Here is a 20,865-nt window from a genome sequence, read left to right on the forward strand (position 1 = left end):
GTGTGAGCATGGACGCCAAGGTCGCGAAGCCGAAGATCGTGCCGTTTTCGTTCAAGGATACCGTCTCCCTGATCGAGCGTGTGTGGCCGGCACAGAAGATCTCGGTCGAGGCGCAAAAGGAGCGCAAGGCCAATCTCGGTCAGACGTTGACCGGGCTGGGGTCCTATTGGAAGGGACGGAAGCCTCTCGTCCTGGTCCGAGCCTGCGTTCTCGCCTCGTTGTTGCCGTCCACCGGCGACGATGTCGCCGACTTGGAGACCTTCGAAATACTGATGGGAATGAGCGACAGGCAGATCCCGCAGCGGTTCAAAACTCCGCTCTCGGTCGAAGAAATCGAGGCTTACGGCACTCCGGCCGAGGTCGCCGCACTTGTCGAAGCGATCGATCTCACCGGAAAGTCGGAGAAGCGCCTCGCTCCGATGCCGCGAGACGAACGCTTAGCCCTGATGACTGCGATCCTGCTGCGGATGCCATATGCAACCAGGGTCGCCAAGCTCTTGCGTCCGGAAGAAGTGAAGGAAGAAGAACTCACAGGACCGTATCTCAAGGAGATCAACGCACGGTTCGGCACCAACGCGACGAATCTCGCCGAACTCCTTAACGAGATCGGCGAGCAGCGATTTGGCGAGCGGGTCCGAGTCGCGGACACGTTCTGCGGCGGCGGTTCGATTCCGTTCGAGGCGGCTCGATTGGGCCTCGACGTATACGCTTCTGATCTCAACCCCATCGCGTGCACCCTGACGTGGGGCGCTCTCAACGTGATCGGGGCCGACGAAGAACGTCGCGCTGAGATCGGAAGGGCGGAGAAAAAGCTTGCCGCCAAGGTCAACAAAGAGCTGGCCTCGCTTGGCATCGAGTTCAACGCTGCAGGCGATCGTGCGAAGGCATACCTCTATTGTCTTGAAACGAGATGCCCACAGACTCAGTGGATGGTCCCGATGTCGACAACTTGGGCAATCTCGAAGTCGAGGAACGTGATTGGCCGTCTGGTCCCCGATCACGCCAATAAGCGGTTCAACATCGAAGTGGTTGCCGGAGTTTCCGACAAGGAATTGGAAAAAGCCGACCTCGGGACGGTTCGGGACGGAAGCCTGGTCTATGAACTCGATGGCGAAACCTATTCCACACCCATCAAGACGATTAGAGGCGATCGTCGGGCTGCGGATGGGTCAAAAACCAGCAGTCTTCGGCTTTGGGAAAAGGAAGAATTCAAGCCAACGCTTGCCGACATGTTCCAAGAAAGACTCTATTGCATTCAGTGGATCGCAAAGGATTCGCTCGATAAGACGCGGCAAGAGACCTTCTTTGCGGCTCCCACGGATCACGATCTGGAAGTCGAGAGAAAGGTCGAAAAGATCGTCTCGAAAAACCTTTCCTCATGGCAAGCCGCCGGTCTCGTTCCGGACATGAAAATCGAAGCCGGCGATGAAACATCGCGACTCCTACGTGAGCGCGGATGGACCTATTGGCATCATCTCTTTACCCCGCGTGACTACATCGTTCTATCAACCGTCTTGAAGAATATCGACGACCCGTCGCTGTTGGTCGCCGTCCCGTCGGTGCTGAATCATGCCAGCAAGATGTGTCAGTGGATCACTTCCGCCGCCAGGAAAGACGCGCGTGGCAAGCAGTTGGGCGGGCCTCGAGAGCTCCCGAACCACGTCTTCTACAATCAGGCGCTAAACACATTCTGGAACTACTCAAGCCGGGCGTCGGTTTTTCTCATCAAGGATCTGTTTCTGACGTCCGAGGTACAGTCGTTTCCGTTGACGAGCACCCGTACGGTGGCGTCCCACTCAGTATCCGACCTTAAGGCCAAAAATCACGTCTACATCACTGACCCGCCTTATGCGGATGCGGTCAACTATCACGAGATCACAGAATTCTTCATTTCGTGGATACGGGGCATCGGCCGCAAGGATTTCCCCGAGTGGACATGGGACTCTCGTCGTCCCGTCGCGATCAAAGGCGACGGCGAAGATTTTCGGCATAACATGGTCGGCGCATACCGGACCATGACGGATCACATGCCGTCGTCTGGGTTGCAGATCGTGATGTTCACCCATCAGTCCTCCGCCGTGTGGGCGGACATGGCTCAGATATTCTGGGGGGCCGGCCTGCAGGTAGTTGCCGCCTGGTACATCGCGACGGAAACGACTTCTGAACTCAAGAAGGGCGGATACGTCCAAGGCACCGTAATTCTGGTCGCTCGCAAGCGCAGAGGGAGCGAGGCCGGATACAAGGACGAGATCGTGCAGGAGGTGCGGGCCGAGGTTGCCGATCAGATCGATACGATGGCCGGCCTGAATCAACATATGAAGGGCCATGGCCGTATCGAGAACCTCTTCGAGGATGCCGATCTTCAGATGGCGGGCTATGCGGCCGCGCTACGCGTGCTCACGAAGTACGAGAAGATCGACGGCACCGACATGACGAAGGAAGCTCTCCGGCCCCGTCGCACGGGCGAGAAGAACTTGGTCGGCGAGATCATCGACTTTGCGGTTCAGGTGGCGAATGAGCACATGGTACCCGAGAATATGGCTCCGAAGCTCTGGGAGAGCCTGACGGGTGCGGAGCGCTTCTATTTTAAGATGATGGACATCGAGACTACGTCGCTCCGAAAGCTCGACAACTACCAGAATTTCGCGAAGGCATTCCGGGTGAGCGACTACGGCGCCCTAATGGGGAGCATGGAGCCGAACAAGGCCCGGTTACGAACAGCGAAAGAGTTCAAGAAAAACAGCTTCGAAGTACCCGAGTTCGGTCCTTCGGTGACCCGCGCGGCGCTATACGCCATCTTCGAACTGGAAAACGACGTGGAGGGGGACGACGTGCTTTCCCACCTCAAGGATCTGCTGCCGGGCTACCACAACAAGCGCGACGACCTGGCCGCGATCGCGGAGTACATTGCCCGAAAGCGGGAGGCTGTGGACGAGACAGAATCACGCGCAGCGCGTATCCTTCACGGCCTGATCCGGAATGAACGCCTAGGGTAACAGACGATGGACGTGAATTCGCTGGGCCGCTCCACCAGTCTCGTCGGAGGCGGCAATCTCCAGCGCTTTTCGTCCAGGCTCGGTCGGCTGTCCCATGTCTATCTGAAGGATCAGCTCAAGGGCGCTTCGGAGTATCGCCGGATCGCCGGCTACTTCCGGTCCTCGATATTCGACCTCATCAACGAGGAGATCGAAGCGATCGGCAAGGTACGCATCGTCTGCAATTCCGACCTCGATCAGCTGGACATCGACGCCGCTCAAAAGGCCCGCGAGCAGCTCCTCAAAGAGAAGTGGAACGATGTCGACGACGCCGTGGAAAGCTTCTTCCGCCGGCCGCGGTACCAGCGGCTGTACGACATCTTGACCCGGGGCAACGTTGAGATCCGTGTGGTTTCCCGGAAGCATGCGCCCTTCGTCCATGGCAAGGCCGGGGTCATCTACCGTCCGGACGGGACGTCCTCGGCCTTCATGGGCAGCCTTAACGAGACCCGGGAAGGCTGGTCGGCCAATTACGAATTCGTCTGGGAGGACACCTCGGCCGACGGGGTCGCTTGGGTCGAGGACGAATTCGACTACCTCTGGGAACTGGGCAAGCCGCTGCCTGACGCGATCATCGAGGAGATCGGCCGCAGCGCCCGGCGGGTCGAGGTCCAGCTGGCGGACCTCAAGCCGTCGGAGGTGGCGCCGGCCGCCCTGGTCGAAGCCGACATCTACCGCAAGGGCGAGGAGCTGATGCCCTGGCAGCGGGCGTTCGTTTCGCTGTTCCTGGAACACCGCGAAACCTACGGCGGCGTCCGCCTCCTGCTCGCGGACGAGGTGGGGGTCGGCAAGACCCTTTCGCTCGCCGGCGCCGCCCTGGTCTCGGCCCTGCTGGGGGACGGCCCCGTCCTGATCCTGTGTCCAGCGACGCTCACCACTCAATGGCAGATCGAGCTCAAAGACCGCCTCAACATCCCCTCGGCGGTGTGGCTTTCGACCGAAAAAGCCTGGCGGCTGGATCCGGACGAGATCCCGATGCCGTCGATCGGCGCTGCGGGCGTCGTCAAGTGCCCACGCCAGATCGCGCTCGTGTCGACCGGCCTGATCTTCCACAACACGGAAGAGCGGAAGCACCTGATGTCCAAGTCGTTCGGGATGGTCATCCTGGACGAGGCGCACCGGGCCCGCGGCAAAGAGGACCCGGCGGAGAAAGAGCGCATCGCCAACAACCTCCTGGACTTCATGTTCGAGATCGCCAAGCGGGCGCGGCACGTTCTACTGGGCACGGCGACGCCGATCCAGACCGATGTCGAGGACATGTGGGACCTTCTCAAGATCCTCGGGATGGGGGCTGAACAGGTCATCGGAGACGCCTGGAGCGAATGGCGGTCCACCGACAAGGCCGTCCCGGTAATTACCGGCAAGGAGAAGGTGAGCACCGAACGCGAGGCGTGGTCGCTGTTCCGCAACCCGCTGCCCGCAGCGGCCGAAAACGAGGTGATTTTCGGGTTCGTCCGAGAGGCGATCCAGCTTCCAACGAGCCGTTTCGTCAGCCAGGCCAGTTTCAGCGACATCAACGACGCGTTCTGCCGGGATCAGTTCGTAGACGACGTCCTGACACCGAAGGGCGACCTCGGCTTCTTCCAGCGCAACAACCCGGTGGTGCGGCACGTGGTGCTGCGGAAGCGGTCGACCTTGGAGCGCATGGGGTTGCTTCCCAGAATTCCGGTCGACATCCATCCGCTGCCAGGCTCCCACATGCCACCGATGTTCAGCGGTCTGGGTCTTGCGACGCCGCACGCGTTCGACCTGGCGTACGAGGCGGCCGACAAATTTACCAAGGTGCTCAGCAAGCGGAAGAAGTCGGCCGGCTTCATGCGCAGTTTGATGCTGCAGCGGCTGTGCTCGAGCTATGCCAGCGGCCTGGCTACCGCCGAGAAGCTGCTCGCCGGCCGGTCCCTGGAGGATGAGGAGCTCGAACTCGAGCTGGGCGACGAGGGCCTGAGCCTGATCGACGAGGAGCGTCGGCACCTTCAGACCATCATCGACGTCCTGTCACCCCATCCCACGGACCCGAAGTTCGACGCCGTGCTGTACTTCTTGGAAGAACGCCGGTGGCTGGAACTCGGCTGCATCATCTTCAGCCAGTATTTCGACACGACCAAATGGATTGCGGAGGGTCTGACCGGGCGGCTCACGCGGGAGCCGGTGGCGGTCTACGCCGGCGCCGGGAAGTCGGGCATCTACATCAACGGCGAATGGAAGAGTGTCGAACGCGAACAGATCAAGAGAGCCGTCAAGGAACGCACCATCAGGCTCATCGTGGCCACCGACGCCGCCTGCGAGGGCCTGAACCTCCAAACGCTGGGGACCCTAATCAACGTCGATCTTCCGTGGAATCCTTCCCGGCTCGAGCAACGCATCGGCCGCATCAAACGGTTCGGCCAGCGCCGAGACCGCGTGGACATGCTCAATCTCCTCTACCACGGCTCGGCTCAACCGACTGTCGACGAGAAGGTCTACGCGAAGCTGTCATCCCGCATGAAGGACCGCTTCGACATCTTCGGGACGTTGCCCGACGTCATCGACGACGACTGGATCGAGGATGAAGAGAGGCTTGAGGCGGAATTGAAGAACTACACCAACCGCCGCGCCCGGGCCAATGCGTTCGATCTGCGCTACGCCGGCGACGTCGTCCCGAAGGGCGAACGATGGGAGCTCTGCGAGAAGGTGCTGGCTCGGAACGACGTCAAGAAGCGACTGTCGCGGGGCTGGGGCGAGCGCGACCGGGCAGACGCGATCTCAATTTGACCAACCGGGCAGCAGCGCAAACTTGGCTGTCAACGTCTTTACAGAGTGAATCAGCACGAATACCTGATGTCGTTGCGTGAACGATTCCGCGATACATTCGTGCCGGGCTCCGTTTCGATCAACAAGTCCCAAGTTTCGTTTGCCGGATGATCTCATCTTGCCTTGAGGGATTAGTCGGCCAATGTCATCCGCCGGCGTGTAGTACGCCTTCCACATGTCGTCGCCAAAGGTTTCGGTGAATGACGGAGACTGGACCGGCCGTCTGAGATTAGCGCGAAACCCGTCGCCCTCGATCGCTTCCGGCATGTCGAGCACAACGACGGCGCAAGCGCGGTGGTTCTTCGACACGTATTGCCTCATACAGGCGTAGATCGATGCATTGAAATTCTTGGCCAACCTGACCGGCGTCCAAACCTCGAACGGCTTGCCCTCCGCCATGTCTCTGAACGCGTCCAACTGGAAAAGGACCTCCGATGCGAAAACGTTGGCCTCGCGATCGAAAAGGTCTGCCGCGTGGGCATCGAGAGATTTGTCGCAGTCCTCGACGACTGCGTAGAGCGGCCTTTGCCACGGCAGGAAACCGTGAGCGGATTCATGAAGACGGACGAACCGCTTCTTTACTTCGATCAAGCTTTGGTCGAGGTAAACTAGGCCGGCGCTTGCATGAAACAGCCCCATGACCTTCGAAAGCGCGCGCTTCAAAAGTCCGCCGGCGTTTTCCGCGGTCGACCGGATTTTCGCAAGTAAACCCGGTGACATTAGATCCTCTGGCACCTCTTCAACCTTCGCTACCGTCATAATGCGATCGACGGGCGTCGGAAACACACCGAGCGCGCCTGCTTCCCGCAGCGCGCGCTCGGCTTCTTTCCTGATGTTGGCCAGCTGGCCGGGCGTTAAGTTGCAATCGTCCGGCCTTCGCATGGTTATTTCCGCTTCGAGCGCACGTAGTTGAGGTAGTCCAGCAATTCCTTTTCTTCGTCGGCGGAAAGATTGTCGATCGAATAAGTCGCTGCCTTTCCATGCTTCTGCCCTTCTGCCCGTTGGCCGGAAGGAACGATGTACCCCGCGCGCTCCATCAGCGTTTCGTACGGGACGCCGAGTGAAGTCGAAAGGGCGTACAACACATGCACGGAAGGCTTCATGATCTTTCCGGACTCGAGCTGCGAGAGATAGGCGTTCGACACCTCTTTGCCGGTAGCTTCCTCGACTTCCCGCAGCGTCATATTGCTTCCTAACCTGGCGCTCTTCAGGTAGCGCCCGAGGCTCTCGGCCTTATTGGGTTCATCAAGTTTCTCATCTGCCATTGATCCTCCATTCCCCAGGAGGTCGGGCTCGTCCCGACCTAGTCAAATCATAGGCTATTTGCTAAGTTTTGCAAGCATGCTAAGTTTTGCTTGACAAACTAAGCAAGCACGGTCATATTAGCGTAACCCTAAAGCCGGTTCGTCCGGAGATTGGAGAAAGCTATGACCGTCCAGGAAACTGCTCCGGAATACCGCGTGGCGGAGCACACGATCGAAGTCGCTGATCAAAATCTTGTGTTCCGTCAGGTGGTTATCGGCGATCTGACGCCCACCGGCGCCCAAATCGCCCACGCAGCCGGGTTCACTCGGGCGCAGCAGGCGACGGTGCTGTACTTCCTCCCGGACGGCGAACTCGAGGATATCCGCCCGACCGAGACGGTCGATTTGACCCGCGGCGATCGTCGCTTTGTGGTGGTGGAAACCGACAGGCTCTACCTTCTGACGGTCAACGGCGAGCGCTTCGAGTGGCCCAGCCGGCTGATCTCGGGTGCTGTCGTGCGCAGGCTCGGAAAGGTGAGCCCCGAGGACGAGCTGCTCCTCACCAGGACGGACGAGCCGTACCGGGTCATCGATGCCCGCGACCTGATCGACCTCGGCAAGGGCGGCATCGAAGCGTTCGTCAGCCGCAAGCCGACGTGGAAGCTGAACGTGCAGGGCGTTGTTCTGAAGCTGCATCAGCCGACGATCGTCGTCAGGCAGGCTCTCATCGATGCAGGTTTCAATCCGGACCAGGGATGGCAGATCTTCCTCATCGTTCAGGGCCAGCCGAAGAAGCCGGTTACGCTGAACGACACCGTTGATCTGCGGACGCCCGGCATCGAAAAGCTCCGGCTGACTCCCTCAGGCGTTCACAACGGCGAAGCGGTCGCTTCGCCGAAGCGTGAATTCGCAGTCTTGGACGTCGATGAAGCCTATCTCAACTCGCTGGGCTACCACTGGGAGACGGTGATCGAGGGCGCGGTCCGCTGGCTGTTGATCAACAACTATCCGGTGCCGGCCGGTTACACCTCGCGCTCGGTAGCCCTCGCCCTGCTTATCCCGCCGACGTATCCGACCGCGCAGATCGATATGTTCTACACGAACCCGCCGCTGAAGCTGGCCTCGGGAAGGGCGATCGACCGGGCCAATCAGAATGCGGTCATTCGCGGAGCCCCGTTCAACGGATGGTCCCGACACCGCCCGTGGAACCCCACCGTGGACAATGTTGTGACCCAGCTTGCCATGGTGGAGTCCGCCGTCGCGAAAGAGATCGGCGAATGACCTCTTCAACGCTGACCTTCCCAGGTGTGCTGCACGAGTTGGTAAAAGCACACCTGTTTCCGGGCGACGGTCTCGAATCGGCGGCTATCCTCCTTTGCGCGAAGACGCCAGAACCCCGGCTGCGCCTCTTGGTGCGGGAAGTCCTTAAGGTCCCGGACGAAGAGTGCAAGGTGCGGGAAAAGGACTCGATCCTTTGGCCCGGCGCGTACCTGGAGAAGGCGATCGATCTGGCAGAAGCTGACGACCTGACGATCGTTCTCATTCACTCGCATCCAGGCGGCCTATACGCATTTTCCGGAGCCGACGACGCCAGCGACCGGGCTGTTATTCCAAGCCTGTTTCAGGCGCTCGGCAAGTTGCACGGCACCGCGATCATGACGCCTGACGGCGCAGTCCGTGCCCGCCTGTACGACAGCAGCCTGCAGCGACGTCCGGTGGATCTCGTCAATGTTGCGGGTCACGACCTGCTGTTTTGGTGGGATAGCGATGCCATGCTTGGCCAAGCAACCCGCCGCCCGATCGCGTTCACGTCGGGCATGACCTCTGAACTCAACCGCTTGTCCGCCGCTGTAATCGGCGTCTCCGGCACTGGTTCGGTCAGCGGTGAACAGATTGCACGTTTGGGCTTTGGACACATCTCGCTGATCGATTTCGACAAAGTCGAATTCCGGAACCTGAACCGCATCCTGAATTCCACGCTGATCGATGCAGAAAGCCATCGTTTGAAGGTTGAGATGTTCGCAGACGCCGTGGCCGGTTACAGAGGGAAGGGTGTCGCTTCCCCGGTGCCAGCCTCGATCCTGACCCGCGAGGCCGTTCTCGCAGCGAGCCAGTGCGATGTCCTGTTTTGCTGTGTCGATACCTTGGAAGCGAGGCAAATCGCGGACCTTATCAGCTGCGCATTCCTGATCCCGATGTTTGACGTCGGAGTCGTTATTCCCACCCGCAAGACCAAGGAAGGCGAAGGCGTCGCCATTGCCGACGTCTGTGGGCGTATCGACTATGTGCAGCCAGGGCGCTCGACGTTGCAGGATCGTGGCGTGTATTCTCCGGAAAGCCTCAGAGCGGAGTACCTGAGAGCCGCAGCGCCGGATGCTCACCGTCAGGAACTGGAAGCGGGTTACATCAAAGGGGTGATGGAACAGGCTCCGTCCGTCATCACGCTGAACATGCGTGCTGCGTCTGCCTGCGTGAACGAGTTCATCGCCAGGGCGTATCCGTTTCGTCTCGAACCCAATCAGCTATATGCGCGGACAGAGTTCAGCCTGGCCGACTGTCGTGAAGAATATCAGGCAGAAGCAGATTTCACCTCAGCAGCCAACCCAATTCTCGGACGCGGCGACAAGGAGCCCCTGCTTGGCTTGCCCATCCTGAGTCTGCCGAAGGGATCCAACAAATGAAAATCCCGCCTTGGTTGCGTAGGATTTGGACACCGTGGGATCGCGCGAGGGAAAAGTTCGGTCCCCGCCGGCACCTGATAATCGTTGAGGGCGACAGCCTGCCGGAGCGCCTGCCAAAGCGAGATCTCATGCTCGCGCGAGAAGGCGAAGAGGATTGGTGCGTCGGCCTCAATTGCCCCTGTGGCTGCGGGCAGAAGATCGAGCTTCTTGTGATTCCGGAGGCCAAACCGCGCTGGGACCTCAGGACGGACGCTAAAGGCCGCCCCAGCTTGCGCCCCTCGGTCTGGCTTCAGACCGGTTGCCGATCGCATTTCTGGCTTCGCGCCGGACGCGTCGAATGGTGTGACTAACGTCAGCCTGTCTCACTCCGACGTCGGCTCGATCGACATCAAGGTGTAGCCTTCCCTGACGATGATGTCGTTCCTCAGGACGCGCTTGACCTTCAGGACCGCGCGGGCGTTTACGTTGACGTATTCCTTGTTGAACAGCGCAAGCTGATGAGGCGTCAGCTCTCGATGAACTTTCCCGCGAATAGTGCCGCGGTCCGCGCCAGCTCTGAATTCGAATTGATGCGACTCCGGCAAGACACCGGCGAGTTGACCTATTACCGTATCGTCCAGATCTTCAATCGTCGTTGTCTTGGCACGCTCTGCAGCGCGCGCGACAGCTTCCGCGGCGAAGCTTCGATCGGTCTCCCCCGCGACCAATCGCATCGTCGCGCCGCTGCGGCGCATCAGGTCGAAGAAATCGCGCGTGGTCCCGAGCACACGCTGATCGATGTCTTCCACCGCGGTTCGGAACTGTTCCTCATCCTCTTCACCGAATGCGTCCAAAAGTCGCGTGGCTTCGTCGACAGCCGTCTTCAAGGACGTATCCAAAATCTGAAGTTGCGGCCGAACCTCTTCCAACAGAAAGCCGAATGAACCTCGCACAATATTGGTAATATGAAGTGTCGACGACGTCTTTCGAGGTACGGTGCCGCGCTCCGCCAAGTTGCCGGTGTCGTGCGCGAGAACCTTCGCAACAAGATCTTGAAATTGCCCGACCGCGGCGCTTGCAAATTCGCTCTCGATACCGAGGGACCCAACGACGGGCTTGCCGCCGAAGAAGAGAGCGGCCGAAGCCGAGGTTTCCGGAGGTGCTTCTTCCAATCCCGCCAACGCACCCTGTAGTTCCGCCAATCTCTCCTCGAGACCGAAGCGAGCCATGACATCTTCATCGCCAAGATGCTTCATCAAGGCATCGACCGAATTGATGTCCGCCCGCAGGAAGTCTCGTTCCAACTTTCGAACGGTGCTCATGATGCGGATCCCACTGCTGCGCTGGATACCGTTGGCTCAAGACCCAGAAAATCCAAAGCGCCTTGATCGTCCGACCCGTCCATCGGCACCTGAAGCATGCCCTTCCAGAGGAAGTTCTCCCTGCGGTGGGAGAACAGGCCGGTGTAATATCGAGTTAAATCCACCAGGACCTCTGGTGTTCCCTGGAGATCAATCGGCATGAAGTCGACGTGAAAGGCAGCTTTAACTTGGGCCCTGCTGAATACCGCGAGGTTGGCCTGTCGATGCCGCGCCAACGCCATCGGGGTCATTGCGTTCGATGGCCGTCGGAAGAACATCACGACGTCGATATCCTTCGGTTCCTTGCCCTTTTCGACAAAGCTTCCATCGATCCACTGAAATCCGTCATTGAAGCCGATCGCCCGCAGCGCCTTTCGATGTAGTAACCACCCCCGCAGGATCGACTTCCGCCCGTCACTGAAGGCGAGGCCTTGAACGACGTCGAGGACCGAGACCTTGTAGGGAGACAAATCGTCGAAATGGCCGCCTGGTCCATCGGCACCCACGAAGGGAGGCAGTACACCGTCGATGTTGAAGTCTGGTAAAGGCATGAACGTCCGGGTCGGCTGGCGGGTTAGGGCAGCGGGCCGCTTCGGCGTTTGCAGGGAATGAAGTTAATGAACAGGCTTTGGTGGAAAGGAACGCCGACGCAACTGCAACTGCAACTGCACATAGCAGTTTGTTCGTGAAAATTGCGTCTCGTCAACTCCGAAGCGGTTGGCTCTCTGCTTCTTCCCCGGCAAAATGATCGCCGGAACAAGGCAGTTACCTCTTCGGCGGTCGATGGTCCGTATCGGCCCGAGATTGGCGGCGGCGCCGCCACAACCGACTGCGCAGCCGCAACTGATCGGAAACCCGCCGGGTTCGGCGAGCCAGTTCGTCCGCCTCGATATCGACCGCCGCCGAGGCCAAGCGATACATGTCGCCGATCGGGCGAAGGACATCATCGGCCGTGACCGCCGGCCGGCCCCCGTCCGGGGCGCGCGGAACAGCTGGGCTACCGATCGTCAATCTGGTCGCAGCGTCGACGTCGAGCCGGTTTCGTCGATCGCCTGCAGCAGGGCGGCCTTGCCTGGGCCAACAAGGTTTCCGGATCGAGGCTGACGCGAAGGTTCGATTTCGGGAGAGTTGGTCATGTGGCCATCCTATCCGACACTACGCGACGCTCCAGAAGAACACCGTGACGCATGTCGCTGCCAGGCAGATGGAACGGCCTTGCACCGTAGCCGCCCCTAGAATCGACGATCCAGCTTCAGGTGAGCCATTTGCCGGCGAATACTGGCAAGCCCTCCTGCCGCCCCCTGCGCCGCCGACAAGCGGCACCCGGCGCACGCTCTGGGTCGTGGGCTCCTCCTGCTTCCTTAACGTTTTCTAGATAAGCTGGCGTTTTGAGTAGAGTAATGACCAAGGGTGCGCGGAAAGTTGTTGCGGCGGCCGCCCCGGCGGCCATGCCGGGATTCATCAAGCCGCAACTCGCCACGCTGAAGGCCAAGGCCCCGTCCGGCGCCCAGTGGCTCCACGAAATTAAGTTCGACGGCTACCGGGTCCAAGTCCATCTCGATAAGAAAAAGCAGCGGGTGTTCACCCGCAGCGGGTTGGACTGGACGAAGCGGTTTTCCTTGATCGCCGGCGCGTTGGACATTCCCGGCCAGGCGATACTCGACGGGGAAGTGGTGGTAATTCATGAGGGCCGCACCAATTTCTCCGAGCTCCAGGCCGAACTCGCTGCGGGCAAACAGGATCGTCTGGTCTACTACGCCTTTGATCTTCTCTGGCGCGACGGCGACCTTCGGAAACTGCCGCAGGTGGAGCGCAAGCAGATGCTTTCCGATCTCCTGGGGGAGAACGACATCGGACTTCCGGTCGTCTACTCCGAGCACCTGATAGGCGACGGGCGGGAGATGTTCGAACACGCCGCGAAGCTGAATTTCGAGGGCATAGTCTCGAAGAATGCCCAGGCTACGTACCGTTCCGATCGCAGCGAAGGCTGGCTGAAGATCAAGACCGTTCAGAAGGGCAAATTTCCGGTCATCGGCTTCGTCAAGGATCCGAGCGGGGTGGCTGCGCTATACCTCGGAAAACGCGAGGGGAAAGATCTCGTCTACATGGGCAAGGTCGGGACCGGCTGGTCGAGAACTGTCTCGAGCCAGATCAGGGAACAACTTGATACCGTGGTGAGCCCGAAATCGAAGCTGACGAAGCCGGTCACGAAACCGAAGGCCACGTGGGTTGAGCCGATGTTCGTCGCGGACGTGGAGTATCGGGACATCACTTCCGAGGGGCTGCTGAGGCAAAGCTCGTTCAAGGGACTCAAGCGGAAGTAGGTTCGTCGGCCTCCCACGCCGCTCGAGCGCGACCATCCGGCCTTCGAACCATCCCCAGTCGGACGCCTTTGGTTCGAAGGGGCAACTGTCCTCTCCAGGCATGTAGTCCCAGGCCTCGGCGACATGCATGTACTAGTCCAAGCTCATCATGTCGGTCAGCGTTTCGCGGCTCTCATGATCTGCACGGCTCCGTGCCGGGACACCCAAATCACCGGGCAGAGCAGGGCACGTCTTGTCGCGTTCACGCTCCGATAGAGTTGAAATGCCGATCATACCCGCTTCCTCAGATAGGCAGGCCGAGTTGCGGTTCGTCCTGCTCGTCGTCTTGCAGCGAGGATAGCGAGACCCCCAGGAGGCGCACCGGTCTGGGAATTGGCATCTCGTTTCGCAGCAGGGCAATCGACAGGCGTTCGAGGTCGCTCCGGCTCGAGACCGCGGCGGGTACCGACTTGCTGCGTGTGATGATCTCGAAGTCGTTGAACTTCACCTTCAGCGTCACGGTCCGGCCTCGCGAACCCTTATCTTCGCAGTGCCCCCACACCTTGTCGATCAGCGGCTGCAGTTCGACGGCCATAGCGTCGAAGTCGGTGAGGTCGCTGAAGAACGTGTTCTCCGCGCCAACGGATTTCCGGATCCGGTTTGCGCGGACCTCTCGGTTGTCTACGCCCCTCGAGATCCAGTAGTAGTATGCGCCGGCCTTGCCGAAATTGGCCTGCATGAATTCCAGCGTCTGATTGCGCATGTCGAGGCCCGTGTGGAGGCCGAGCGAATTCATTTTCGCGCTCGTCGCCGGTCCGATGCCGTGGAATCTGCCGACCGGCAGCGCCTCGACGAACGCCGGTCCCATCTCCGGTGTGATGACGTACTGGCCATTGGGTTTGCGGTGGTCGGAGGCGAGCTTCGCCAAAAACTTGTTGTAGGAGATGCCGGCGGAAGCGTTGAGGCCGGTCACCTCCTTGATCTTGGCGCGGATCGCGAGCGCGACGTCGCGCGCCAGAAGAATTCCCCGCAGGTTTTCCGTGACGTCAAGATACGCCTCGTCGAGCGACAACGGCTCAATGATCGGCGTGTGTTCCGCAAAAATTTCACGGATCTGCTGCGAGACGGCCTTGTAGATCTCGAAGCGCGGTTTCACGAAGATCAGGTCCGGGCACTGCCGCTTCGCCGTCACCGACGGCATCGCCGATCGGACCCCGAACTTCCGGGCTTCGTAGCTCGCCGCCGCCACGACGCCGCGCTCGCGGGATCCGCCGACGGCGACCGGCTTGCCACGAAGATCCGGATTGTCCCGCTGCTCCACGGATGCGTAGAAGGCGTCCATGTCGACGTGGATGATCTTCCGCTGACGAGGCGCCCGCTTCGCCTGGTCGTCGTTCTCGCCGGTCACGCCACCGGCCCGGGCGGATCCTCCTTGACGCCGCGCGCGACGATCCGGAGCGAGCCGTCCGGCAGCGGTCGCTGCAGTTTCAAGGCCTCGTCCGGAGGCGCCGTCATCCACGTCTCGACCTCCTCCGGCGTCGTCAAGATCACCGGCATCGCCTTCGGATGGATCGCGCCGACCTCCGCGTTCGGCTCGGTCGTCAGGAATGCGTAGAGGTCGTTGGTGGTCTCGCCTTCCTTGACCTTTCGGACGGACGTCCAGCGAGTCCAGATCCCAGCGAAGCACACGAGAGGCCTGCTTTCGTCGAGCGCGAACCAGATATCGCCGCCCTCGGCCTTGTTGAACTCGCTGAAAGAGTTGAACGGCACTACGCAACGGTTCTCGACTCCCAGCCATCGCGTCCAGTGCTTGGATTTCACGTTGCGGATGTTGGTCGTGCCGCCGTCGGGCTCCATCCGGAGTAGTTCCTTGAAGTCGACCGATTTGCCCTTGGTCTGCAGCTTTTCGGCCCGCTTCTTGGTGGCATCCATCAGCGCCTTAGACGACGACGGCATGCCCCACCGCGCCGTGGCGAGCTCGCGGCCGCCTGGCCCGTTGCGCACGATCGGCGCCTTGTAGTCGGGAAACACGCCCGGCATCGGCGCCAGGTTGCCCACATACCGGTTGACCACGCGGAACAGCGCGATGATCGCGGCCTGGTTGGTCGTGATTGAGTAGAGATTGCACATCGTTCAGGCTTCGGTTCGAGGGTGGCGCGGTTGCCAGGCCAATTGTAGCAGGGTCGCCGACGGACGACGGCCCGCTTTCGAGCATTTCCGGCAGCGCAGACGGCTTGCGAGATCGTGCACGAAGGTAGTCGGCGGGTGTTTCATGCCGGCCAGGTCGACGTCGCTCGGCGTCTTGCAACGCGCGCATCGGATCTCCAGCCATGGGAAGCCGCCGTTCACGGCCTGGTCGATGGTCGGCGATGGATCGATCGGCTCGCCGTCGGACCACATCCGTTCGTTCCAGCTTTCGCAGAGCAGCCGATCGGCCTGCTGCAGCATGCTTTCGGCTTTGGCTCGCATCTCGGCCGACTGCGCTGCGAGGATGTTCGTCATCGCCCGCGCCTTCCCAAGCTCCTTCTGCAGGGCCTTGCGGTCTCCTCCGGATAACGGCGTCGGGTGGTGCTTCGGGCCCATCCGGACGCCCTCGTTTTCAAGTGCGCATGGGCGGAGCGTCCAGGCGAACTAGGCAGCCCTGCTAGTGGCTCGGACGCGTGTGCCCGACTGAAGGTCGTGGACGATCGCCATCGGCTCGACGGCCATCGCGATTTCGCAGAGATGGCGGTGATGGGTGAAGTAGACCACCTGTCCCGTGGCGGCCATGCCAGCGAGCAGACGAAAGGCTTCTTCAGCTCGAAAATCGTCGAACGTCTCCATGATGTCGTCTGCGAAAAATGGTGGGGGGACCTGAGCTCGTGCGAATTCGTGATACCCGGCTACGCGCAGCGCCAAATACAGCTGGAACCGCGTGCCTTTCGACAGCTCGGAAGCGATCTTCGAACCGCCGTCGGATCCCTTGGCGATCAGGAGTTCGCTTCCGTTCGACGGTTGGGTGACGAGCTCCGAGTACGCACCTCGACTGATCAGCGCGAAGGATTGCGACGCGCGCGTCATCATCGAACTCCGATGACGGTCGCGATAGGCCCGCAGGGCCCTGTCTGCTGCGGCGGTCCCGAGCTTCAGCCGGAGATATGCCAACGCCCTGTCTTCGATCGTGAGCAAGACAGTCCGCCGTCTTGCTTCCAGGATTGCCACAGCGGCATCGCCGCCGACGGCGCTTATCTTGTCGTCCGCCCTGTTCCGTGCGGAGAAAAGGTCGCGGCTCCGGGCGTCCGCGTCTTCGAAGCGGCTTTTCAGAACGATCATCTCGGCCTCCAACAAGGCCCGATCGATTTTCTCGAGGATGGTCTCGGCCTGCTCGATGGTTTCCACCTGCATCCCCTCGAGCAGTTCGTCGCGGACCTGGATCGATCGCGCCTCGAGATCGGACTTGCGCGCGAGCGCGCGCAGGCGAGCGTCGACCTCCATCAAGGATCCGACTCCGAAGTGACCCATCATCAGGCTCGCTTGCGCCTGCATTTCCGCGGTTTCGTCCGCGAGCGCGCGCGCCTTGTCCTGCTCGACCGCGAGCCGCGATTCCATCTCCAGCCGTCTGTCGATCGTCTTCGCGGCGGTCGCGATGCAGTCCATCACGTTCTGGCAAAGTCCGAGGGTGTCTGGACTCGGTGAAAGCCCGACCGAAGCGGCGAGCGCATCGACTTCGGTCCCGAACTGAATCTGATCGCGCTGCATCTTTGCGATGCGGTCAATCAACTCCGCTCGTTTTTCCAGAGTCGAGTCCAATTCCGAGAGCGCTTCCAGCGTTTCACGCACGACGGCCGTCGTAGGTCGGATTTCGCGCTGCCCGAGCCAACAGGTCCCGCAGACCTCTTTCCAGTCCTTGCTCCACACTTCCTCCGCCAGCCGGGCGTGGCCGAGTTTCTTCTCACGAAATCTAAGGTCGCGCCGTCGATCCTCAATTGTCGCCCGCAGGTTCTTGGCGTCGACTGCGCGGTCGAGCGCCGCCTGGCCGGCCGCCAGCATCGCGGCGACGTCGTCAGCCTGGGAGATGTCGACGCCCGCCGAACGCATCGCGTTGGCGATCCGCTCCCGCGTACTGGCCGCTTCGATCTGCGCCTCACGACATTCCCGTTCGGCCGTCAGCAGTTTTCCGTTGGCCTCGATCGCCCGCTCGCGCTTCCGTATCCACAGGCTTAACCCGGCAAGCCCGATGCCGATTTCGAGACCGTGTCCGATCGCGCGAAGGGCCCTCTCGATGTCTTCGGCCAATTCCGCGCGTTTCCGCTGGCTCGCCTGCAATTCTCGTCCGGTCTGCTCCAGAGCCGCCCGCGCCTCTGCTCGTTCCAGCAGGGCACTGTTCAATTCCGCGACGCGAGCTGTATGACTGAAGCGCTGCTCCGTGATCAGATCGAGCTTCCGCATCGCGGCTTCGAACGAGACGGCCGTTTCTGCATGCAACTCCGCTTTGTGAATGGCCCAGGCGGCTTCGCGGGCGGACCGAGCTTCGCCGGCGTCGTTGTCGCTGACGACGCCGACCACGGAACGGAGTGCATCGATTTTCGCATCCAGGCGTCGGGCCTCGGCAGCGAGGCGATCCTCCTCGCCTTGCCGCGAGGCGATTTCAAGAGAAAGGTCCGCGTCGACCGATGCCCAACGCTGAAGTTGGTCTTGCGTCGGCACGGATGCCGCGCAGAGCGTGTTCCTGTCGCCGGTCCAGGGAAGCAGTTCGATCAGGCGGTCGGCGAGTTCGTCCGCGCGCGCTCGGCATATGCGATCGGCCGCGCGCGATCGTGCCACGTCGTCGGCCTGACGGGCCATCGCGATGGCCGCCGTCAATGCGCCGGTCGTCGCTTCGTCGAACCCACCGTCACGGTCGTCAATCCTTGCTTCGGCTTCCGACAACGCCTCGAGCGCCTTGTCGACTTCCGTTTCGGCCGTAGCGAGAGCCGCTTCGACGCCCGATCTGCGCTCCATCAGATCGCGAAGCGGTCCGGTAACTGCCGCCGGCAGGACAAGTCGTGCGGGATCCTGCTCCGAGGCATGATCGATGCGGGCCAGCACCCGCGCGACCGTTTGTTCGGCGGAGCCTAGGCGGAGACGACGGTCGGGTAGATCCTTTTCCGCCGTGACGTACCGCGCCCGCAACTCCGTCAGCAATTCGATGCGGTTTTGCAGCCCGCACGCGGAAGCGTTCACGACGAGGCATTCGAGTTCGTAGCGCAGATTCCCGATAGTCTCGCTGACCGTCTGTGTCTGCGTCGCGAGCTTCGTCTGCCGGAACATCAACGCCGGAAGGTCGTCGGCCCAGGTCGACGGCGCGTCGGGCAACGAGGCGAGCGGTAGCAACTCCGCCCGAAGAGATCGGAGGGTCTGCAGCCTCGGCAGCGCATTGATGAAGTGTTGCACCTCGTCGATACGGGCCTGCGTGCGGCCGCGCTGGACGAGAGCTCCGGTGTAGGCCGAGGACGCTTCGTCGCGCTCGATGACGAGCCGCGAGTATTCGGACGCGAGCGTATCGATCCGATCCCGCTCTTCCTTCAGGGCCGCGAGTTCCTTCTTGAGGTCGACAAGGATCCCCGTTCGCTTTCCCGACCGGAAGAACCCTTCCGCCTCCGCTCTCGCGGAGCCGAGCCGCTCGCTCAGATCGGCGAGCCCCGCCGTCGCCGAGAACAGCAGATGACCCAGATCACCCTTGCTTGCGAGAATGCTTTCGCCGCCGGCCTCAAGCGTCGCGTCGTCGAGACAGAAAATGGTCTGGTACGCGTTGCGGTCGAGACCTCCGAGTTCTCCGAGCAGCACGGCGTCGGCGGCGGGATTGCCGGCATCGTCCAGCAGGCTGTTGTGCGGCAGCTTGAGCCGGGAAAAGCTACGGACGGTCCCGAGAATCTCGAGGTCGGCTTCGATCCGCATTGTCGGATAAGGGTGCAGAAAGTTGAACCGGCTCTGATGGTGGATGCCGTAAAACAGGTCCATGCACGCTGACAGAGCGGTGGATTTACCAGCCTCATTGGGTCCGTAGACGATGTGCAGATCGGGCGCGCCGACCGGGCGCTCTCCGAAATCGATGACCGCATCGGTGAACTTGCCGTAGCGTCGAAGCCCGAGCTTTCGAAAGCGCATCAGCGCACCTCCTGCGAGCTGCCTGCGGCGAGACGCGCCAGCACCTCCTCCGATCCCTCGCTGGCGAGTCGGCCGACGAGCAGGTCCAGGCCGGTGTCGTCCGGAGCCAGGCTGCGTCGACATTCTGGAGGCAACTGCGCGAGCAGGTCGCTGACGATACCGTCCGCTTCGGATCGGAAGGCCTCGGAGCCGACGATTTCGTCGTTCATCGTCCTTCGCAGCGTTTCGACGGGATCAGTGCTGTCCGCCGAACCGACCGCCGGCCGTCGGCAGTCGGTATCGATCTTCTCGATCCACACGTTGCCTATCGCTTCCGCCCGGGCCTCGGCTTCGCCGCGCAGGAGATCGGCATCGCGCCGGATGGTCCAAGCCAGGGACGTCGTTCCGGAAACGGCAAGTCGCGCGACGAGGTGATCGGATGCCGATCTGTCGGCCGCGTCTCCGAGCGCCTTCTCGAGCCGAGCGGCCAGGTCGGACCACGACGCCGCCCCCGAGGCGTCGACGGCGACGCGTTCGAATTGCGCCAGCCCAACGATGCGCTCCTCGAGGGTGACGGACCCGTCGTCCAATACGCTGGCTAACGTCACCGACTTGGGACCCTGCTCGCCGACGTCGCGCCCTTGCGGAATCCCCGGCATCACGACGGTGCAGGGGCCCTCGGTCGTCGAGCGCTTGTGGATGTGCCCCAGCGCCCAGTACCGGAAGCCCGAGGCGAGGAGGTCCGCCGAGCTGCACGGCGCGTAGACGTCGTGAGGCGGCGAACCGTCCAGACTGGTGTGCATGAGTCCTATGTTGATGGCGCCGACGACGGGCGGCCGGTACTTGGCGAGAAGGCTTTCCGGGGCCTGCGGCCTGGCGAAGCTAAGTCCATGGATCGCGATGGGTGTCTCTCCGCGATCCCGCGGAATCTCGACGGCGTCGGCCCGGCCGCCGAACAAATGGACGTTTTCGGGAAGGACGAGTTCCTTCGTTATCTTGGACAGAGCGTCGTGGTTGCCCCGGATAATGAAGACCTTGATGCCTGCGGCATTTAGGCGGCGGAGTTGCTCGGCGAGAAAGCGCGCAGTCTTCATCGAAGTCTGCTCGCCGTCATAGAGGTCGCCGGCGAGCAGGAGTGCGTTCACCTGCTCGTCGAGGCACAAGTCGACGATACGCGAGAAAACCTGCCGGCTGGCGTTGCCGACGAATTCCGCCAGTCGCGGATCGCGTAGCGCGAGCGAGCGCAACGGCGAATCGAGATGGACGTCGGCTGAATGCACGAAACGGTAGGCGCCCATATTTACAACTCACTCCGGTCGAATCAGCGAAGTCTACCGCGTCGCGCAAATCGTTATTGGATTGTCGGA

At 61.4% G+C, this 20,865-nt stretch carries 16 protein-coding genes; 6 read left to right on the forward strand and 10 right to left on the reverse strand.

The window, feature by feature from the left end; translation table 11 throughout:
• Positions 1-8: 8 nt before the first annotated feature.
• Positions 9-2,996, forward strand: a complete 2,988-nt coding sequence (locus AC1Q6J_RS18010; RefSeq protein WP_492280573.1) for an anti-phage-associated DUF1156 domain-containing protein — start codon at positions 9-11, stop codon at positions 2,994-2,996.
• Between the two features lie 6 nt (positions 2,997-3,002).
• A complete protein-coding gene (locus AC1Q6J_RS18015) occupies positions 3,003-5,786 on the forward strand; it encodes a phospholipase D-like domain-containing anti-phage protein (protein WP_492280574.1) in 2,784 nt (927 codons plus the stop codon).
• On the opposite strand, the gene AC1Q6J_RS18020 is transcribed toward AC1Q6J_RS18015, so the two are convergent.
• Positions 5,778-6,584 carry an ImmA/IrrE family metallo-endopeptidase gene (locus AC1Q6J_RS18020; RefSeq protein ID WP_492280575.1) on the reverse strand — a complete coding sequence of 269 codons (807 nt, stop codon included), beginning with the start codon at positions 6,582-6,584 and terminating at the stop codon, positions 5,778-5,780. The genes AC1Q6J_RS18015 and AC1Q6J_RS18020 overlap by 9 nt on opposite strands.
• Positions 6,585-6,709: 125 nt before the next feature.
• Entirely contained in the window at positions 6,710-7,090 is a 381-nt protein-coding gene (locus AC1Q6J_RS18025) for a helix-turn-helix domain-containing protein (protein ID WP_492280576.1), read from the reverse strand.
• A 162-nt stretch (positions 7,091-7,252) separates the two neighbouring features.
• On the opposite strand from AC1Q6J_RS18025, the gene AC1Q6J_RS18030 reads away from it, so the two are divergent.
• The 3 genes from AC1Q6J_RS18030 to AC1Q6J_RS18040 are packed head-to-tail and all read left to right on the forward strand — an operon-like array spanning position 7,253 to position 10,100.
• Positions 7,253-8,350 carry a multiubiquitin domain-containing protein gene (locus AC1Q6J_RS18030; RefSeq protein ID WP_492280577.1) on the forward strand — a complete coding sequence of 366 codons (1,098 nt, stop codon included), beginning with the start codon at positions 7,253-7,255 and terminating at the stop codon, positions 8,348-8,350.
• Positions 8,347-9,750: a ThiF family adenylyltransferase gene (locus AC1Q6J_RS18035; RefSeq protein ID WP_492280578.1), complete on the forward strand. Its 1,404-nt coding sequence runs from the start codon at positions 8,347-8,349 to the stop codon at positions 9,748-9,750. Before AC1Q6J_RS18030 ends, AC1Q6J_RS18035 begins: the two co-directional genes overlap by 4 nt.
• A complete protein-coding gene (locus AC1Q6J_RS18040; RefSeq protein ID WP_492280579.1) occupies positions 9,747-10,100 on the forward strand; it encodes a ubiquitination-like system serine protease family protein in 354 nt (117 codons plus the stop codon). The genes AC1Q6J_RS18035 and AC1Q6J_RS18040 overlap by 4 nt, the downstream gene beginning before the upstream one ends.
• Before the next feature lie 12 nt (positions 10,101-10,112).
• Here AC1Q6J_RS18040 and AC1Q6J_RS18045 read toward each other — a convergent pair whose 3' ends face one another.
• From AC1Q6J_RS18045 to AC1Q6J_RS18055, 3 genes are all read right to left on the reverse strand, one after another.
• The gene (locus AC1Q6J_RS18045) at positions 10,113-11,051 is read right to left on the reverse strand and encodes a hypothetical protein (protein ID WP_492280580.1); all 939 of its coding nucleotides are present in this window, start codon (positions 11,049-11,051) and stop codon (positions 10,113-10,115) included.
• Positions 11,048-11,641 carry a DUF6932 family protein gene (locus tag AC1Q6J_RS18050; protein ID WP_492280581.1) on the reverse strand — a complete coding sequence of 198 codons (594 nt, stop codon included), beginning with the start codon at positions 11,639-11,641 and terminating at the stop codon, positions 11,048-11,050. The genes AC1Q6J_RS18045 and AC1Q6J_RS18050 overlap by 4 nt, the downstream gene beginning before the upstream one ends.
• A gap of 456 nt (positions 11,642-12,097) precedes the next feature.
• Complete coding sequence (locus tag AC1Q6J_RS18055; RefSeq protein ID WP_492280582.1) at positions 12,098-12,226, reverse strand: hypothetical protein; 129 nt, start codon at positions 12,224-12,226, stop codon at positions 12,098-12,100.
• 264 nt (positions 12,227-12,490) lie between these two features.
• Here AC1Q6J_RS18055 and ligD point away from each other — a divergent pair, with 264 nt between their 5' ends.
• Positions 12,491-13,414 (forward strand): non-homologous end-joining DNA ligase, encoded by a 924-nt coding sequence (gene ligD / locus AC1Q6J_RS18060; RefSeq protein ID WP_492280583.1) that lies wholly within the window; start codon positions 12,491-12,493, stop codon positions 13,412-13,414.
• A 283-nt stretch (positions 13,415-13,697) separates the two neighbouring features.
• On the opposite strand, the gene dinB is transcribed toward ligD, so the two are convergent.
• The 5 genes from dinB to AC1Q6J_RS18085 are packed head-to-tail and all read right to left on the reverse strand — an operon-like array spanning position 13,698 to position 20,796.
• Entirely contained in the window at positions 13,698-14,801 is a 1,104-nt protein-coding gene (gene dinB, locus AC1Q6J_RS18065) for a DNA polymerase IV (protein ID WP_492280584.1), read from the reverse strand.
• A complete protein-coding gene (locus AC1Q6J_RS18070) occupies positions 14,798-15,523 on the reverse strand; it encodes an SOS response-associated peptidase (protein WP_492280585.1) in 726 nt (241 codons plus the stop codon). Before AC1Q6J_RS18070 ends, dinB begins: the two co-directional genes overlap by 4 nt.
• Positions 15,524-15,526: 3 nt before the next feature.
• Positions 15,527-15,976, reverse strand: a complete 450-nt coding sequence (locus AC1Q6J_RS18075) for a hypothetical protein (protein WP_492280586.1) — start codon at positions 15,974-15,976, stop codon at positions 15,527-15,529.
• Positions 15,977-16,024: 48 nt separating this feature from the next.
• Complete coding sequence (locus AC1Q6J_RS18080) at positions 16,025-19,519, reverse strand: AAA family ATPase (protein WP_492280587.1); 3,495 nt, start codon at positions 19,517-19,519, stop codon at positions 16,025-16,027.
• Complete coding sequence (locus tag AC1Q6J_RS18085; protein ID WP_492280588.1) at positions 19,519-20,796, reverse strand: metallophosphoesterase family protein; 1,278 nt, start codon at positions 20,794-20,796, stop codon at positions 19,519-19,521. The genes AC1Q6J_RS18080 and AC1Q6J_RS18085 overlap by 1 nt, the downstream gene beginning before the upstream one ends.
• Positions 20,797-20,865: the final 69 nt, after the last annotated feature.

It is taken from the genome of Afipia sp. MLSD5-FHT05B12 (genome assembly GCF_058793355.1).